Source organism: Vagococcus sp. WN89Y (assembly GCF_052220145.1).
GTDB lineage: Bacteria > Pseudomonadota > Gammaproteobacteria > Enterobacterales > Enterobacteriaceae > Kosakonia.
This window is the reverse complement of record NZ_JBQPOM010000028.1, coordinates 141,475-157,490: the sequence shown is the minus strand read 5'-3', so window position 1 is coordinate 157,490 and position 16,016 is coordinate 141,475. Positions and strand designations below refer to the sequence as shown.

Sequence of the window (16,016 nt, the reverse complement as noted above, 5' to 3'; positions counted from 1 at the left end):
AAAAGCAGAGAAGAAAGCGAAGAAAACCGCTTAATTCTTTAACCGCTAAAAAGCCCGTCAGATTTCTGGCGGGCTTTCTTTTTGCATTGAGCTAAACGCTTATCCCCGTAAACGTGCCTGTATCGCGCTCAGTGAGCCTTCTGCCAGCGCTTCTTTATAATGCTTACGGCAGACTGACACATAGCGCTCATTGCCCCCTATCACCACCTGCTCACCCTCGTTATAAGGTCGCCCGGCCTGATCAAGACGCAAAACCATGCTGGCTTTGCGGCCGCAAAAACAGACAGTTTTCAATTCAACCAGTTTATCTGACCATGCCAATAAATATTGGCTACCAACAAATAACTCGCCACGAAAGTCGGTACGCAGGCCATAACAGAGCACCGGAATATCCAGACTGTCGACAACTTCAGAAAGTGCATAGACCTGTTCACGTGTTAAAAACTGGCACTCATCTATCAGCACACAATCTATGTTTTCCCGGCTGTGCTGAGCTTTTATTTCATCCAATAATGATGTGTTCGTATTAAACAGTCGCGCGGGCGAGGATAAACCAATACGGGAAGTGACCTTGCCCGTGCCAAAACGATCGTCAATTTCTGCGGTGTAAACAACGGTCCGCATACCTCTTTCCTGGTAATTGTAAGAGGATTGTAGTAAAGCCGTAGATTTCCCTGCATTCATTGCAGAATAGTAGAAATAAAGTTGTGCCATTGCGCGCAAAACCTCAATCAAAGTGTGATATTACTGCGCAGATAGTATCATATTTTATCCGTATCACCTGATTGTCGCTGCCGCGTTGTGCATTTCCCGCTAACCTAAACCCCTTCTGATATATCACTTGCTAATCAATAACGGTCGTTACCGCATAAGAAACAGCAATAAGAAATCCATCATTTTAGTAAAGTTTCTAATCAGAACATTCTCATCAACCGATTCTGAAATTATTAATAATTCCTGCTTTACCCCTCACTTTACGAAGAATCTTGCAAGGTCGTTATTTATCCAGCGTGACTATATCCATAGCTGGATTAATCGGACGGACACGCGTAAAACGCTGCAACGGTGAGGATCTCAAATTTGCGTATTAGTGCTTTTTTGCAGCCGTAATCACGAGAAATTTAAGTTAGCGATATTTAAAAATCGACAAAATAAAGCTGAATTTTTTGTTTCCTTACATTCACAGCTATTGCGCTGGATAAATTAACGCTCTATTATTAGCTCAACAAACCACCCCAATATAAGTTTGAGATTACTACAATGAGCGAAGCACTTAAAATTCTGAACAACATCCGTACTCTTCGTGCGCAAGCAAGAGAATGCACTCTGGAAACGCTTGAAGAAATGCTGGAAAAATTAGAAGTAGTGGTTAACGAGCGTCGTGAGGAAGAAAACGCTGCCGCTGCTGAAGTTGAAGAGCGTACTCGTAAACTGCAGCAATACCGTGAAATGTTAATTGCTGACGGTATTGATCCGAATGAACTGCTGAACAGCATGGTTGCTTCTAAGTCTGGCGCCAAAGCGAAACGCGCAGCTCGTCCGGCTAAATATAGCTACGTTGATGAGAACGGCGAAACTAAAACCTGGACCGGTCAGGGTCGTACTCCGGCTGTTATCAAAAAAGCAATGGACGAACAAGGTAAACAACTCGACGATTTCCTTATCGAAGAGTAATTGAGACCTCTTTCTGAAAATCCCGCTTCTGGCGGGATTTTTTTTGATAAGCCACATAATTTCTCCATAATATAGACTTTTTCATCCGTCTGATTCCCGAACTCACCCTTTATTGCTCAAAACTGCAGCACGATATTTATTCGATTATGTGGTCCGATCTCTTTCACTTTTGTTACTGACTCGCCTTTAACCGGAAACAATCAGAAATAAAAATCACCCTCACCGAAGGCCGCGTTGATTTCGCCCTGTGAGGTGCACTGACGCTTTAAAGTGAAGCGTCCACCCATTGGGGTTAATAAAGTCTTAAAACCTGTTGCCGGTCGCGCTCGCAGCCGGGATTTTCTGTAAGCAATAAAAAAAGCCGGAGAGAATCTACACAGGCATGATTGTCTCCGGCTTAATTGCACCAGCAAAAAGCGTTATGCTTTGGCGGTACCTACGGTCTGTTCAAGCCAGGCTTTAAATTCTTCGCCAAGGGTATTATGGCGAATACCATATTCCACGAATGCTTCCATATATCCAAGCTTATTACCGCAGTCATGGCTTTTGCCTTTCATGTGATAAGCTTCAACAGTTTCTTTCTCAATAAGCATATCAATGGCGTCGGTAAGCTGGATTTCGTCCCCTGCTCCCGGAGGCGTTTTCGCCAACAGAGGCCAGATTTCAGCGCTAAGCACATACCGGCCAACAACCGCAAGGTTAGACGGCGCGACATCCGCTTTCGGTTTTTCAACCACGCCCACCATCGGTACGCTGTCGCCAGGCTGCAGGTCTGCGCCTTTACAATCAACCACACCATACGCCGTCACATCAGCAACCGGCTCTACCATTATCTGGCTGGCACCGGTCTCATCAAAGCGCTTAATCATCTCGGCCAGATTATCCTGCGAAAGATCGGATTCGTACTCATCAAGAATAACGTCCGGCAGAATAACGGCGACAGGTTCGTTACCCACAACCGGATGCGCGCACAGAACCGCATGGCCTAAGCCCTTCGCCAGCCCCTGACGCACCTGCATAATGGTAACGTGCGGCGGGCAAATAGACTGGACTTCTTCCAGCAGCTGGCGTTTAACACGTTTTTCCAGCATTGCTTCCAGCTCAAAGCTGGTATCGAAATGGTTTTCGATTGAGTTTTTTGATGAATGGGTGACCAGTACGATCTCAGTAATACCCGCAGCGATACATTCATTAACGACGTACTGAATTAATGGCTTATCAACCAGCGGCAACATTTCTTTCGGAATTGCTTTGGTTGCTGGCAACATCCTCGTTCCCAATCCCGCTACCGGAATTACTGCTTTAGTCACTTTTGAATTTATTGCAGCCATCGAAAATCTCCTGGACTGTCCATGCATTGAACATATTCATTAATTAACTCGCGTCTGAGTATATCAGCACCAACACATCGACCAGTCTGAAAAGGACGCGTTAACATCTATTTAGGACAAATACGCATAATCCGTGGCGATACTACCACTCGTTTTCAAACGCGTGTAAATCTATCTGCAATGCACGGATTGATTGCTCATTCTGCGCTCAACATTAAGCGTAGACGACCTCCACTGCCCCATATCTGACATTGCCAGGAATCGCATCGATGGCTCAGTTGATTAAGGTAAGTATTACCAAGCGTGCCGAGAGGAACACCGCTACTAATTTGAATCTGATGATCGCCGGTATTTAACGTTGCGTTTAAACCCGCCGAAACTAATATCAGGTTTTTTAATTCGCTATGGTAATAGCCAACCAGTAAGGGAAACTGCCCAGGCAAATTCGCCTGGCGCAGTAATTGATTGACCTGCTTAAGCAAGGCACCCATCTCCGGTAAACGCTGGCGCTGGTGAGACAACTGTTCCTGCAGCAGACCATTAAATAACGCACGTAATAACAGCGCTGCGAGCACGCCATTATTTCCGGCCCGGGTCACATCAAGACAGTAAAATGCTAAATCATTCTCGGAAATCGGTGCAATATCCAGCACAAGGCCAGGGCTTTCCGCTGAGACCAGCTGGCGATAATTCACCCGGCAGCCGGAAATAACCTGCTGTACCGGTGGTTGTAATTCCTGTAACAGATTGGCTGCAGCCGCCGGGTTTCCTACCAGCGCATCCCAGTCCTGGAATAAGCGCTCTTCTTCCTCAACCCGGGAATTGAACATATTAGGATAGATGCAGGCAAATATCGTTTCTTTTAAACGGTTCAGGTCTTTGACCGGTTTTAGCACTACGTCCTGCACACCAAGGCGCAGCGCTTTGGCAATTTCTGACATGTTTTCGGTCGCGGAGATTACCAGGATAGGCGTTTCATTGCCGTGGTTACGCATATGCTCTATCAGCGCAAGGCCATTCATGCGCGGCATATCAAGATCGCAAATCATCAGGTCGAAACTGGTTGTCGCCATATGCTCAAGGGCGTCAAGTCCATCATCCGCCAGGCCGGTGTCTGCCCCCAACGACGCCAACCAGGAATCCAGAAGCGAGCGAAACACGGGCTCGTCCTCAACAATCAATATCTGTTTTCCGGCTAACGGCTGCGTCATCTTCTCTCCCCTGCCTGACAATAGAACAATAGTGGCATGTTTCACCAATAATCGCCTGTCAGATTTTGCTGAAGTCTTTGAAAAAAGTGCTCACGACTGCGTTCGCACTAAAGGTAACAGTTCATCCATTTTCTTTTCTACCGCCAGTTTCCCTGCGGCGATAGCTGCTTTTGCCCGATGAAAATCGAGCGTAGAGATTTGTGGGCACACGGGTTGCACTAAAATATCTGGCGGGTCTCCGGCCATACGATTGCGTTTTAATCGATTTTCCAGCACCTGTATCGACGTGCTCATGATCTCCATTGCTGTTGGCGCAACCGGGCGCCTGGGAGTTAACTGCCCAAGCCGCTCCCGCAGTCGTTGATGCCAACGCAGCACATCTGTACCGTCATTATCGGCATCGGTCGCGCTTAAGTTTACCGACATAAGATCTTGCTGCAATAAATGCGCATCATGTTGTAAATCAACCGCAATGACCACATCCGCCCCTAAAGCGCGGGTGAGCGAGATTGGAACCGGGTTGACCACGGCACCGTCAACCAGCCAGTAACCATTATGCGGCACCGGTGACATCAGGCCTGGCATACTGCAGGATGCACGCACCGCATGATGAAGATCGCCCTCGGTAAACCAGAGCTCGCGGCCCGTGCTGAGATTAGTGGCCACCGCACCAAATCGCGCGTGGCATTGAGAGAAGTCGCTGGCAGGTACTATCTGGCGGTATTGATTGAACACGCGTTCCCCGCGCAACAGGCCGCCGCGCTGCCATGAAAAATCCATCAGGCGGAGCACGTCCCAGTAGTTGAAGGAACAAACCCATTTTTCCAGCTCTGACAAACGCCCACAGGCCCAGGCTGCACCGACTAACGAACCGATAGAGCAGCCTGCAACAATATCAATTTCGATACCGGCATGTTCGAGCGCATTTATCACACCGATATGTGACCATCCTCTGGCGGCTCCTGACCCCAACGCCAGTCCTATTTTTACTGTTCTCATTCTGGTGCCTGGCTTCCCCCGGCTTACTGTAGCCACAACGCGACGGCTCAGTTAACATATTGCTATCCGGGCGCGTGTGCGCCGTTATTTATTCCAGGATTACTGTTTTGTCTCAAACTTGTCCTTGTGGTAGCGCTCTGGAGTATAGCGTATGTTGCCAGCCTTATCTGGCAGGCGTTCAGTTTGCGCCGGATCCATCACGACTTATGCGATCGCGCTATACGGCTTTTGTCTTACACCAGGCGGATTACCTGATAAAAACGTGGCATCCTTCATGTGGCGCGCAGGCTTTTCGCCAGCAGATTGAAGACGGCTTTCGCGCAACAACCTGGCTCGGCCTGACCCTATTTGAACATGCTTACGGTGAAAATGGTAACGAAGGTTACGTCAGTTTTGTCGCGCGGTTTAGCGAGAATGGCAAGAACGGCGCTATCATCGAGCGTTCACGGTTCTTAAAAGAGAACGGTCAGTGGTATTATATTGATGGCACACATCCGCAATTTGGCCGTAATGACCCCTGCCCATGCGGGTCTGGTAAAAAATTTAAAAAGTGCTGCGGGCAATAAAAATGCAGCACTTCTAAACACATATCAACAGGATTCACCCTGCAATGCACTCATTACAACGTAAAGTTCTGCGTACTATTTGTCCTGATCAGAAAGGCCTTATCGCACGCATCACCAATATTTGTTACAAGCATGAACTCAATATTGTTCAGAATAATGAATTTGTGGATCACCGCACCGGGCGCTTTTTTATGCGTACCGAACTTGAGGGGATTTTTAACGACGCGACGTTATTAGCCGATCTGGATAGCGCGCTACCGGAAGGTTCTGTGCGTGAACTGAACCCGGCAGGCCGCCGACGCATCGTAATTTTAGTGACCAAAGAGGCGCACTGCCTTGGCGATCTGCTGATGAAAGCGAATTACGGCGGCCTGGATGTTGAAATTGCTGCGGTGATTGGCAACCACGATACGCTGCGTTCGCTGGTTGAGCGTTTTGATATTCCCTTTGAGCTGGTAAGTCATGAAGGGTTGACGCGCGAAGCGCATGATAAATTGATGGCGCAAGCCATTGAAGCGCATCAGCCGGATTATGTGGTGCTGGCAAAATATATGCGCGTGTTAACACCTGAATTTGTGAGCCGCTTTCCGAATAAGATTATCAATATTCACCACTCCTTCCTGCCAGCGTTTATTGGCGCCCGCCCCTATCATCAGGCTTATGAGCGCGGGGTGAAGATAATCGGTGCAACGGCGCACTATGTAAATGATAACCTGGACGAAGGCCCTATCATTATGCAGGACGTGATTCATGTCGATCATACCTATACTGCGGAAGATATGATGCGAGCGGGCCGGGATGTGGAAAAGAACGTGCTGAGCCGGGCATTGTATCAGGTGCTGGCGCAGCGAGTATTTGTTTACGGTAACAGAACGATTATTCTGTAATCACTTTTAAAATGAATTGGTTGTCTTTAAGGCACTGCGTGCAAAAAGCATGCAACCGATTCATTTTTATCACCGGAAACCTTTACAGCGGCGTGTCATTTGATATGATGCGCCGCGCTTCCCGAGACGGAAGCGGCCAGTAAATGTTTTACCCCGTGGTGGGTTCCCGAGTGTTCACAAGGGCGTTGACTGTAAATCTGCCGTCATCGACTTAAGGTTCGACTCGAGCGCCAGCGAAAGAACGTTGCCAGAGGCAACGGCCCGGAGGGTGAGGAGCTTTAGCTCCGAATAATCCTTCCCTTGCAACATCACTAAAATGCAATACCCCGTGGTGGGGTTCCCGAGCGGCCAAAGGGAGCAGACTGTAAATCTGCCGTCATCGACTTCGAAGGTTCGAATCCTTCCCCCACCACCACCGTTTTTTATGCAGTGCATTAAACAGATAAGTGAGCGACACATAAGCGCTACGTTTATCGGGGAAGGACGAGAACCTTCGATTAAGGTTCGACTCGAGCGAAAGCGAGAGAACGTTGCCAAAGGCAACGGCCCGAAGGGTGAGGAGCTTTAGCTCCGAATAATCCTTCCCCCACCACCATCGTTTTTATGCAATGCATTAAACAGATAAGTGAGCGACGCATAAGCGCGACATTTATCAGGGAAAGTTGTTAGCCACTTTTTCCTTTTCAGCATCGCAATTATGCAATACCCCTGGTGGGGTTCCCGAGCGGCCAAAGGGAGCAGACTGTAAATCTGCCGTCATCGACTTCGAAGGTTCGAATCCTTCCCCCACCACCATCTCTTTATAATTCCTCACTCTCTCAGTGTTACCTTCGCGCGCACATTTTCCGCAACACGGAGAAGGACGAAAACCGAGGCTATATCGGCGGTAGCCGGCGTTTGACAGGTGAGCTTTTAACAATTGAAGTATTGCACTGCGCATACTCTGCAAGCCCATCAAGCAACGTATCCAGTTGCGCTATCGTCTGCACCACCAGCCGCATCACAAAGCAATCTTCTCCCGTCACTTTGTCGCACTCAATGCACTCCGGCAGATTCTGGATCATTTTATCCACTTTTTGCAGCATCCCCGGCATCGGTTTAACGCGCACCAGCGCCTGCAGGCTGTAATTCAGTGCAGCCAGATTCACGCGCGCGCCATATCCCTGAATAACCCCGCGCTCCTCCAGCCGTTTTACGCGCTCCGCCGTACTCGGCGACGTAAGCCCCACCCGCACGCTGAGCACTTTTAATGACAGCCGGGCATCCTGCGCAAGACAAGAGAGGATCGCGCGATCGATATCATCAATAAGGTATTCCATCGATATTACCTAATTTATAAAGGTTATCTTCGCTTACCACCTTACATCAGCCATAGAAGAGTTGCCTGAAGTTTTCGACAATATTGCTTTCAAGATGAGGAGAAAAAAATGCGCAACCTACAAAGCGGTGTCTGGCAGATGAGCCTGGCGATGCTGATTTCCGGCTCGATTGGCGTCTTTGTGCTATTGAGCGGATTACCTGTTATTGATGTGGTATTCTGGCGCTGCGTGATAGGTGCTGGCACGCTGCTGGTTGTCATTCGCTATACCCGTCAGCCGCTCGGTGGCATTGCGCGTAAACGCCTACTGCTGGCCATTGCTGGCGGCGTCGCGCTGGTACTGAACTGGCTTTTACTTTTTGCCGCCTACAGTCGTCTCTCCATCGGGCTGGCGACCGTGGTATATAACACGCAGCCTTTTATGCTGGTGCTGATGAGTATGCTGCTTGGCGAATCAGTTTCACGAATGAAATGGGGATGGTTACTGCTCTCATTCAGCGGTATCGTGCTGCTACTGCTGAGTGATATCAAGGCAAGCAGCGCCGGGATAACCGGTATTGCGATGGCGCTCGGCGCCGCGTTTTTCTACGCGCTGACAGCGCTGATTGCCCGCCGCCTGACATCGCTCACACCGTTGCATATTGCGTTTATTCAGGTGCTCACCGGGGTGGTTATGCTGCTCCCGCTGGCACATCTTCCTGCGTTCGACACCGCATTTCCCTGGGGCATGTTATTGACGCTGGGTATTGTTCACACCGGCATCATGTATCAGTTGCTCTACAGTGCGCTGCAAAAGCTCCCGACACCGGTCATCGGCTCTCTGTCATTTATCTATCCGCTGGTCGCCGTGGTGCTCGATGCGCTTCTCTTTGGCCACACATTAAGTCCCCTGCAAATGATGGGCGGGATAGTTATTCTGCTCGCTGCGGCGGGGAATAATCTCGGCTGGGGAGAGCGAACGAAAGCGGCAAGCGTTGTGTCCCGCTGCCAGTAGAAAAAACCCCGCGGCGCGGGGTTTGCGTTGCTTAGCGACGGGCGCGGACGAGCTGGTATTTGCGCGTCAGGTATTCCACCGGCGCGCTCCAGATATGCACCAGACGTGAGAAAGGAAACAGCAGGAACAGCGTCATCCCCAGCACCAGGTGCACACGGAAAATAAACGCCACGCCGTCGAGATGCTGCGCCGCGCCGCCGCGGAACGTCACCACGGATTGCGCCCAGCCCACCAGTTTCATCATCTCGCTACCGTCCATATGTTGCATCGAGAACGGAATGGTCAGCAGACCCAGCGCGCACTGCACCACCAGCAACGTCAGGATCAGGATATCCGCACCCGTCGTCGTCGCACGCACACGCGGGCTAAAGAGACGGCGCTTGAGCAACAGAATGCCGCCGATAAGCGTCAGCACACCGCAAGCACCGCCGCCAATCATCGCCATCTTCTGTTTTACGTCGATGGGTAAAAAGGCCTCGTACATCCAGTGCGGCGTCAGCATACCGAGCAGATGACCGGCAAAAATACCCAGAATCCCGATATGGAACAAATTAGACGCCAGGTTCATCCCTTTGCGATCCAGCATCTGGCTGGAGGCAGCGCGCCAGCTGTACTGACCATAGTCATAACGCAGCCAGCTGCCAATAAGGAATACCGCACCGCAAATATACGGATAGATGTTAAAGAAGAACTGATTAAGGAAGTGCATTAGCGCTCTCCTCCATTTGAGATATTCAGATAAACCGGTGCGACTGCGCCCGCAAAACGACGCTGGTGAGCCGTGATATCAGAATCACCACATCCCTGCTCCGCGAAGAATTTAACTTGCTCCTCTTCCCAGACAGCATCCAGCGCCTGCGGCGTATCATCACGCGCTTCCCCGGCAATCTTTTGCGCCACCTGCGCAGTATCCACCTCAGTGCTGGCAAGTCTCAGCAGCGCATCAAACAGCACGGCGTAATGGCTTTCACGCTGCGCCAGGCGCGCTTTTAATAAAGCAAGAATGGGCGCAATATCCTGCAGCCCGCCAATCGCCCCGGCGACCGGTAGCTGCGCCAGATACTCCAGATAGAGCGGCAGATGATCCGGCAGCTCGCGGGTATCGAGCTGCAAACCGTGGCGTTCGTACTGCGCCAGCAAATCCACCATCGCCTGACCACGATCCCGCGATTCGCCGTGCACGTGTTCAAACAGCAACAGCGAGGTCGCACGCCCACGGTCAAACAGCTCGCTATAGGCGGACTGCGCGTCCAGCAGATCCTGCGACGTGAGATCGCGTAAGAACGTGCCAACATGATGGGCCTGTTCTTTATCCAGATGGTTCCCGGAGTCCAGCGCGGCAAAAAGCTCCTGCTGATGCCGCCACAGGGCAGCATCCGGATACTCCAGCAAACGAGAAATAACCAGCAGTTCAATCATGGGTGCGGCTCCGTTTTCACTGTCACATCAACCGCATCAATACGACGGCTGTTGAACAGGTTGAATTTGCTGTCCGAACCGTGGCAACCGTCGCCGAAACTGAAGCCGCAGCCGCCTTTTTCCGGGAAGGCTTCACGCGCCAGCTCGCGATGGCTGGACGGCACCACAAACCTGTCTTCGTAGTTCGCAATCGCCAGATAACGGTACATCTCCTGCGCCTGCGCCTGCGTCAGGCCGACCTCTTCCAGCGCGCGGGTATCTTCCACGCCGTCAACCGTTTCTGCACGTTTGTAGTGGCGCATTGCCAGCATGCGTTTGAGTGCCCGCAATACCGGCGCGGTATCACCTGCGGTCAGCAGGTTTGCCAGGTACTGCACCGGGATACGCAAACTTTCAACGTCCGGCAAAATACCGTTGCTGCCCAGCTCGCCCGCATCCGCAACCGACTGGATAGGAGACAGCGGCGGCACATACCAGACCATCGGCAGCGTGCGGTATTCCGGGTGCAGCGGCAGCGCCAGCTTCCACTCCATCGCCATTTTGTACACCGGCGATTTCTGCGCCGCATCAATAACACTTTGTGGCACGCCATCTACCAGCGCCTGGGCAATCACCACCGGATCGTTCGGGTCGAGGAACACATCCAGCTGGCGCTGATAGAGATCTTTCTCGCTCTCGGTGCTGGCTGCCTGCTCGATGGCGTCAGCGTCATACAGCAGTACCCCGAGGTAGCGAATACGACCCACGCAGGTTTCGGAACAGACCGTCGGCATACCCGCTTCGATACGTGGGTAGCAGAAAATGCATTTCTCAGATTTGCCGCTCTTCCAGTTAAAGTAGATTTTCTTATACGGGCAGCCGGTGATGCACATGCGCCAGCCGCGGCATTTATCCTGATCGATAAGAACAATACCGTCTTCTTCACGCTTGTAGATGGCGCCGCTTGGGCAGGTCGCGACACAAGCCGGGTTCAGACAGTGTTCGCACAGGCGCGGCAGATACATCATAAAGGTGTTTTCGAACTGGCCGTACATCGCCTTCTGCATGTTTTCAAAGTTTTTATCTTTGCTCAGCTTGTCGAACTCACCACCGAGATCGTCTTCCCAGTTCGGCCCGGCGGTGATTTTGCTCATCCGCTGGCCGGTTATCAGCGAGCGCGGGCGGGCAATCGGCTGATGCTTGCCTTCCGGCGCGTTATGCAAACGCTGATAGTCAAAATCAAACGGCTCGTAGTAATCATCAATACCCGGCAGATGCGGGTTAGCAAAAATTTTACCCAGCAGCATCGGGCGATTGCCCATGCGCGGCTGAAGTTTTCCGTTGATTTTGCGGATCCAGCCGCCTTTCCATTTTTCCTGATTTTCCCAGTCGGTCGGGAAACCGGTGCCCGGTTTGGTTTCGACATTATTGAACCAGGCGTATTCCATGCCTTCGCGGCTGGTCCAGACATTTTTACAGGTGACTGAACAGGTGTGGCAGCCGATGCATTTGTCGAGATTCAGCACCATGCCGACTTGTGAACGAATTTTCATTTAGCGCTCTCCTGTACCTGGTCATTGCCTTCGCCATCCAACCAGTTAATGTTCTTCATCTTACGCACCACCACGAACTCATCGCGGTTCGACCCCACGGTGCCGTAGTAGTTAAAGCCATAAGCCAGCTGCGCGTAGCCGCCAATCATATGCGTGGGTTTTGGCGTAATACGCGTCACCGAGTTGTGAATACCGCCGCGCTGGCCGGTGATTTCAGAGCCAGGCAGGTTCACAATTCGCTCCTGCGCGTGATACATCATCGTCATGCCGGACGGCACACGCTGGCTGACGATGGCGCGCGCGGTCAGCGCACCGTTGCTGTTAAAGACTTCGATCCAGTCGTTATCTTCAACGCCTATCTCTTTGGCATCGACATCGCTTAACCACACCACCGGGCCACCGCGCCCCAGCGTCAGCATCAGCAGGTTGTCGCTATAGGTCGAGTGAATGCCCCACTTCTGGTGCGGCGTCAGGAAGTTGAGCGCTTTTTCTTTGTAGCCATTGGCTTTCACGCCCAGCACTTCTTTCACTGACCGGGTATCAATCGGCGGACGGTAAACCAGCAAACTTTCACCGAAATCACGCATCCATTGATGATCCTGATACAGCTGCTGGCGACCAGAGAGCGTACGCCAGGGGATCAGCTCATGAACGTTGGTGTAGCCTGCGTTATAAGAGACGTGCTCATCCTCAAGCCCGGACCAGGTTGGGCTGGAGATAATTTTGCGCGGCTGCGCCTGGATATCGCGGAAGCGGATTTTTTCCTCTTCTTTCGGTTCGGCCAGGTGCGTATGGTCGCGCCCGGTAAACTCGCTGAGCGCCGCCCAGGCTTTTACCGCCACCTGACCGTTGGTTTCCGGCGCAAGCGTCAGGATCATCTCCGCCGCATCGATGGCCGTATTCAGCATCGGCTGCCCTTTCGCCGGGCCTTCTGCTTTGGTGTAATTCAGCTTACGCAGCAGATCCATCTCGCTCTGGGTGTTCCAGGCGATACCTTTGCCGCCGTTACCGATTTTCTCCATCAGCGGGCCAATAGAGGTAAAGCGCTCGTAAGTAGCCGGGTAGTCACGCTCCACCGGAATAATGTGTGGGGCAGTTTTGCCAGGAATCAGGTCGCACTCGCCTTTTTTCCAGTCTTTCACATCCAGCGGCTGCGCCAGTTCGGCAGCGGAATCGTGCTGGATTGGCAGCGTCACCACGTCGGTTTCTTTCCCCAGATGACCCGGGCAGAGTGCCGAGAAAGCTTTGGCGATCCCTTTGTAAATTTCCCAGTCGCTTTTGGATTCCCAGGCCGGATCGACGGCGGCAGAAAGCGGATGAATAAACGGATGCATATCCGAAGTATTCATATCGTCTTTCTCATACCAGGTTGCGGTCGGCAGCACGATGTCCGAATAGAGGCAGGTGCTGGAAAGACGGAAGTCCAGCGTGACCACCAGGTCCAGCTTGCCGTCGAGACCGTTATCGCGCCACTCCACTTCTTCCGGTTTCACGCCGCCCTGTTTGCCAAGATCTTTGCCCTGAATACCGTGCTCGGTACCCAACAGATATTTCAGCATGTACTCGTGACCTTTACCGGACGAACCGAGCAGGTTAGAGCGCCAGATAAACAGGTTGCGCGGGTGGTTTTTACCGTTTTCCGGCTGCTCAGCGGCAAAGCGCAGAGTGCCCTCTTTCAGTGCTTTTACGGTGTAATCCACCGGTGACATGCCCGCTTTTTCCGCTTCAGCAGCAATACGCAGCGGGTTGGTGCCAAGCTGTGGCGCGGATGGCAGCCAGCCCATACGCTCTGCGCGCACGTTAAAGTCAATCAGATGACCGCTGTAGCGGGACTTGTCCGCCATCGGCGAGAGCAACTCTTGCGCCGTCACCGTTTCGTAGCGCCACTGGCTGGAGTGATTATAAAAATAGGAGGTGCTGTTCATGTGGCGCGGCGGGCGCTGCCAGTCAAGCGCAAACGCTAGTGGCATCCAGCCTGTTTGTGGGCGCAGTTTTTCCTGGCCCACATAGTGCGCCCAGCCGCCGCCGCTTTGCCCGACGCAACCGCAGAACACCAGCATATTGATAAGCCCGCGATAGTTCATATCGAGGTGATACCAGTGGTTCATCCCGGCCCCGACGATTATCATCGAACGACCATGGGTTTTGTCGGCGTTATCGGCAAATTCCCGCGCGATACGGATGATTTGCGCCTGCGGCACGCCAGTAATTTTTTCTGCCCATGCCGGGGTATATGCTTTGATTTCGTCGTAACGAGTGGCGCAGTTTTCATCATTCAGACCACGATCCAGGCCGTAGTTCGCCATGGTCAGGTCATAAACCGTGGTCACCAGCGCCGTGCTGCCGTCGGCAAGCCTCAGGCGTTTAACCGGCAGTTTATGCAGCAGAATGTTATCCAGTTCTACGCGGGCAAAATGTTCCGTGGCATCACCGCCAAAATACGGGAAACCTACCTGCGCGACGTCGTCATGTTTGCCAAGCAGGCTCAGCGACAGTTCAACGTCCGCACCGCTGGTGCCATCGCGTTGTTCCAGGTTCCATTTGCCTTTTTCGCCCCAGCGGAAACCGATGGAACCGTTCGGTGCCACCATATTGCCTTCGCCATCAAGCGCGACGGTTTTCCATTCCGGGTTATTTTCCTGGCCCAGCGCATCCACAAGGTCTGCCGCGCGCAGCATACGCCCGGCAGCGTAATAACCGTCACGCTCTTCCAGCATGACCAGCATCGGCATATCGGTATAGCGACGCACATAATCGGTGAAATACTGGCTCGGTTTGTCGAGATGGAACTCGCGCAGCATCACATGACCCATCGCCAGCGCCATTGCCGCATCGGTACCCTGCTTCGGTGCCAGCCACAAGTCGCACAGTTTGGCGATTTCTGCATAATCAGGCGTGATAGCGACGGTTTTGGTGCCTTTATAGCGCACTTCCGTGAAGAAGTGTGCGTCCGGTGTACGGGTCTGCGGAACGTTTGAACCCCAGGCGATGATATAGCTGGAGTTATACCAGTCGGCGGATTCCGGAACGTCTGTCTGCTCACCCCAGGTTTGCGGCGATGCAGGCGGTAAGTCGCAATACCAGTCATAGAAGCTCAGGCAGGTGCCGCCAATCAGCGACAGATAACGCGCGCCGGATGCGTAAGAAACCATCGACATTGCCGGGATGGGCGAGAAGCCCGCCACGCGGTCCGGGCCGTAAGTTTTCACGGTATAAACGTTAGAGGCAGCAATCAGTTCATTGACTTCCTGCCAGGAGGAACGCACAAAGCCACCGCGACCGCGCGCCTGTTTGAAGCTTTTCGCTTTGTCAGCATCTTCAATAATGGATGCCCATGCTTCGACCGGATCGCTGTGCTGCGCTTTGGCTTCACGCCACAGTTTGATCAGACGCTTACGCATCAGCGGGTATTTCAGGCGGTTAGCGCTGTAGAGATACCAGGAGTAGCTGGCGCCACGCGGGCAGCCGCGCGGTTCATGGTTTGGCATATCCGGGCGCGTGCGCGGATAATCGGTCTGCTGGGTTTCCCAGGTAACCAGGCCATTTTTGACGAAGATTTGCCAGCTGCAAGACCCGGTGCAGTTCACACCGTGTGTGGAGCGTACGACTTTGTCATGCTGCCAACGACCGCGATATCCATCCTCCCAGTCCCGGTTGGTGTTGATAAGCTGGCCGTGCCCATCGGCAAAGGTTTCGCCCTTCTGTTTGAAGTAGCGAAACCGGTCCAGGAATTTACTCATCGGGTGTTCTCCTGTTGGAGCCTTGAAGGCTCTCTGCTAAATCGACATTGCTGGATTTGCAGCGAAGGTAACCCTCACAAACACAAAGAGAATTGATGGCGATCAACCCGCCCCGGCATCCTTTTTGCTGCCAGATGACGAAGTACTACCAAAGGGTTAGCATTTTCTATTTTTTATCCCATTGAAAAATAATGTTTTTATTGATTCCCTTGCGAAATCATCCTCTGTTTTTGCGTCATTGAGGTATTAAGGGGTAGAAGACGTGCAAAGCGGTTGCAACTACGGCGTTTTCGCAGCACGCTGCTTTGTCGCCCTTTAAGTATGTTGTAACTAATAAGCAGATAA

The 16,016-nt window shown here is 52.1% G+C and carries 13 protein-coding genes, 2 tRNA genes and 2 other RNA genes; 8 read left to right on the top strand and 9 right to left on the bottom strand.

The features are described 5' to 3' along the window. Positions 1 to 99 precede the first annotated feature (99 nt). On the bottom strand, positions 100 to 714 hold the full coding sequence (gene tdk / locus ACTU3N_RS09375; RefSeq protein WP_443085853.1) for a thymidine kinase: 615 nt from the start codon (positions 712 to 714) through the stop codon (positions 100 to 102). Between the two features lie 546 nt (positions 715 to 1,260). Here tdk and hns point away from each other — a divergent pair. Next, complete coding sequence (hns, locus tag ACTU3N_RS09370) at positions 1,261 to 1,674, top strand: histone-like nucleoid-structuring protein H-NS (protein WP_443085852.1); 414 nt, start codon at positions 1,261 to 1,263, stop codon at positions 1,672 to 1,674. Between the two features lie 419 nt (positions 1,675 to 2,093). Here hns and galU read toward each other — a convergent pair whose 3' ends face one another. From galU to rssA, 3 genes are all read right to left on the bottom strand, one after another. Next, positions 2,094 to 3,005, bottom strand: coding sequence for a UTP--glucose-1-phosphate uridylyltransferase GalU (gene galU, locus ACTU3N_RS09365; RefSeq protein WP_443085851.1), 912 nt, complete (start codon positions 3,003 to 3,005; stop codon positions 2,094 to 2,096). 197 nt (positions 3,006 to 3,202) lie between these two features. Beyond that, positions 3,203 to 4,216 (bottom strand): two-component system response regulator RssB, encoded by a 1,014-nt coding sequence (rssB, locus tag ACTU3N_RS09360; RefSeq protein WP_443085850.1) that lies wholly within the window; start codon positions 4,214 to 4,216, stop codon positions 3,203 to 3,205. A 90-nt stretch (positions 4,217 to 4,306) separates the two neighbouring features. Continuing rightward, positions 4,307 to 5,215, bottom strand: coding sequence for a patatin-like phospholipase RssA (gene rssA / locus ACTU3N_RS09355; RefSeq protein WP_443085849.1), 909 nt, complete (start codon positions 5,213 to 5,215; stop codon positions 4,307 to 4,309). A gap of 107 nt (positions 5,216 to 5,322) precedes the next feature. Here rssA and ACTU3N_RS09350 point away from each other — a divergent pair, with 107 nt between their 5' ends. The 6 genes from ACTU3N_RS09350 (at position 5,323) to ACTU3N_RS09325 (ending at position 7,463) form a co-directional block, all read left to right on the top strand. Then, positions 5,323 to 5,781 carry a YchJ family protein gene (locus ACTU3N_RS09350; RefSeq protein ID WP_443085848.1) on the top strand — a complete coding sequence of 153 codons (459 nt, stop codon included), beginning with the start codon at positions 5,323 to 5,325 and terminating at the stop codon, positions 5,779 to 5,781. 44 nt (positions 5,782 to 5,825) lie between these two features. Next, on the top strand, positions 5,826 to 6,668 hold the full coding sequence (purU, locus tag ACTU3N_RS09345) for a formyltetrahydrofolate deformylase (protein WP_443085847.1): 843 nt from the start codon (positions 5,826 to 5,828) through the stop codon (positions 6,666 to 6,668). Between the two features lie 168 nt (positions 6,669 to 6,836). Then, positions 6,837 to 6,977: non-coding RNA, RtT sRNA (locus ACTU3N_RS09340), on the top strand. Between the two features lie 21 nt (positions 6,978 to 6,998). Beyond that, positions 6,999 to 7,083: transfer RNA gene (locus ACTU3N_RS09335), tRNA-Tyr, on the top strand. Positions 7,084 to 7,130: 47 nt separating this feature from the next. Then, positions 7,131 to 7,263, top strand: a non-coding RNA gene (locus ACTU3N_RS09330) — RtT sRNA. 115 nt (positions 7,264 to 7,378) lie between these two features. Further along, a tRNA-Tyr gene (locus ACTU3N_RS09325) sits at positions 7,379 to 7,463 on the top strand. 80 nt (positions 7,464 to 7,543) lie between these two features. Here ACTU3N_RS09325 and ACTU3N_RS09320 read toward each other — a convergent pair. Beyond that, positions 7,544 to 7,987 (bottom strand): Lrp/AsnC family transcriptional regulator, encoded by a 444-nt coding sequence (locus ACTU3N_RS09320; RefSeq protein WP_443085846.1) that lies wholly within the window; start codon positions 7,985 to 7,987, stop codon positions 7,544 to 7,546. 108 nt (positions 7,988 to 8,095) lie between these two features. On the opposite strand from ACTU3N_RS09320, the gene ACTU3N_RS09315 reads away from it, so the two are divergent. Next, complete coding sequence (locus ACTU3N_RS09315) at positions 8,096 to 8,980, top strand: DMT family transporter (protein WP_443085845.1); 885 nt, start codon at positions 8,096 to 8,098, stop codon at positions 8,978 to 8,980. Positions 8,981 to 9,011: 31 nt separating this feature from the next. On the opposite strand, the gene narI is transcribed toward ACTU3N_RS09315, so the two are convergent. From narI to ACTU3N_RS09295, 4 genes are read right to left on the bottom strand one after another with little or no spacing between them, the layout of a single operon-like run. Continuing rightward, positions 9,012 to 9,689 (bottom strand): respiratory nitrate reductase subunit gamma, encoded by a 678-nt coding sequence (gene narI / locus ACTU3N_RS09310; RefSeq protein WP_443085844.1) that lies wholly within the window; start codon positions 9,687 to 9,689, stop codon positions 9,012 to 9,014. After that, positions 9,689 to 10,399, bottom strand: coding sequence for a nitrate reductase molybdenum cofactor assembly chaperone (gene narJ, locus ACTU3N_RS09305; protein WP_443085843.1), 711 nt, complete (start codon positions 10,397 to 10,399; stop codon positions 9,689 to 9,691). Before narJ ends, narI begins: the two co-directional genes overlap by 1 nt. Next, positions 10,396 to 11,931, bottom strand: a complete 1,536-nt coding sequence (narH, locus tag ACTU3N_RS09300; RefSeq protein WP_443085842.1) for a nitrate reductase subunit beta — start codon at positions 11,929 to 11,931, stop codon at positions 10,396 to 10,398. The genes narJ and narH overlap by 4 nt, the downstream gene beginning before the upstream one ends. Then, complete coding sequence (locus ACTU3N_RS09295; protein ID WP_443085841.1) at positions 11,928 to 15,671, bottom strand: nitrate reductase subunit alpha; 3,744 nt, start codon at positions 15,669 to 15,671, stop codon at positions 11,928 to 11,930. The genes narH and ACTU3N_RS09295 overlap by 4 nt, the downstream gene beginning before the upstream one ends. Between the last annotated feature and the right edge of the window lie 345 nt (positions 15,672 to 16,016).